Source organism: Mycobacterium sp. pV006 (genome assembly GCF_041287115.1).
Taxonomy (GTDB): Bacteria; Actinomycetota; Actinomycetes; order Mycobacteriales; family Mycobacteriaceae; genus Mycobacterium.
Genome location: NZ_JBGGKT010000051.1, coordinates 1 through 1,347 on the forward strand (window position 1 = coordinate 1; position 1,347 = coordinate 1,347).

The window sequence follows — 1,347 nt, forward strand, 5'->3', positions numbered from 1 at the left end:
TGAACCGCCCTGGTTCTACTGGAGGCTCGATCTATTGGATTGCGACCAGTGGTTGGTCGCTCCGTGGGGCATCGTAGAACGCGGTCTCGAACTCGGTGGGTGGGACGTCGTCGAGGTAGCTGTGGAGGCGGGCGGTGTTGTGCCAGTACACCCAGCTCAGGGTGGCCAGCTCGACGTCGGCGACGGTCTTCCACGGCCCGGAGCGGGCCGGCCCGTAGATCAGCTCAGCTTTGTAGTAGCCGTTGACCGTCTCGGCCAGGGCGTTGTCGAAGCTATCCCCGACCGATCCGATCGAGGGCAGCGCACCGATCTCAGCGAGCCGTTCGCCGTAGCGCACCGAGGTGAACTGCGACCCGGCATCGCTGTGGCAGGTCAAGCCGGGCAACGTGGTTCCGCGTGACCACCGGGCCATCTCGAGTGCGTCGAGGACCATGGTGGTGCGCATGTTCGACGCCACCCGCCATCCCACGATCGTCCGGGAGAACGCATCGACGATGAAGCAGACGTAGGCCACCCCGGCCCAGGTCGGCACATACGTCAGATCCGTCACCCACAATTGGTTGGGCGCCGCCGCGGTGAAGCGGCGGTTGACCAGGTCAGGATGCCGTGGCGCGGCCGGGTCGGCGTTGGTGGTCTTGACGGGTTTGCCGCGCCGCACCCCGTGGATGTCGAGGCTGCGCATCAGGCGCGCGACCTGGTCACGGCCGATGTCGTGGCCGTCCCGACGTGCGGCTTTCCACAGCTTGCGGACCCCGTAGACGTGGTAGTTGTCCTCCCACAGCGTGCGCAGCACCGGTGCCAGCTCGGCGTCGCGGACGGCCCGCGCCGAGGGCGGCCGGGTCTTGGTGTTGTAGTAGGTGCTCGGGGCCATCGACACTCCCGCGCTGCGCAGGACGGTGCAGATGGGCTCGACCCCGAACTCAGCCCGGTTGGCGTCGATGAAGTCGACTATTTCTTGTGTTGGCGGTCGAGCTCCGCCCCGAAGAAACTCGCTGCTCGTTTCAGGATCTCGTTGGCGCGCTTAAGTTCTCGATTCTCCTGTTCGAGTTGCTTGAGCCGCGCCGATTCAGCAGTCGTCACCCCGGGCGCCACGCCCTCGTCGATGTCGGCCTGGCGCACCCAGGACCGCACCGACTCCACCCCGTAGCCGAGCTGGTTGGCCACCCGCGCCACCGTGCCCTGCGTCGTGCCCAGCTCGGCGCGCAAGGTCCGGACCATCCGGACCGCGGCGGCCTTCTCCTCCGGGCTATAACGACGCGTCGTGGGCTTGCCAGCTGACTGTTCCTTCGGCATACCTGCATCCTCGTTTCCAAGGTCAGGAGCCTCCAACTTTTCCAGGGCGGTTCA

The 1,347-nt window shown here is 66.5% G+C and carries 1 protein-coding gene and 1 other annotated feature; the gene reads right to left on the reverse strand.

Annotated features, from left to right (window positions below; all coding sequences use genetic code 11):
- Positions 1–31 precede the first annotated feature (31 nt).
- A protein-coding gene (locus ACAG25_RS24740; protein WP_370491057.1) for an IS3 family transposase occupies positions 32–1,293 on the reverse strand; the annotation gives its coding sequence in 2 pieces (ribosomal slippage) (positions 32–990 and positions 990–1,293; 1,263 coding nt in all).
- Positions 863–994: a sequence feature (AL1L pseudoknot), on the reverse strand. It overlaps the preceding gene by 132 nt.
- Positions 1,294–1,347: the final 54 nt, after the last annotated feature.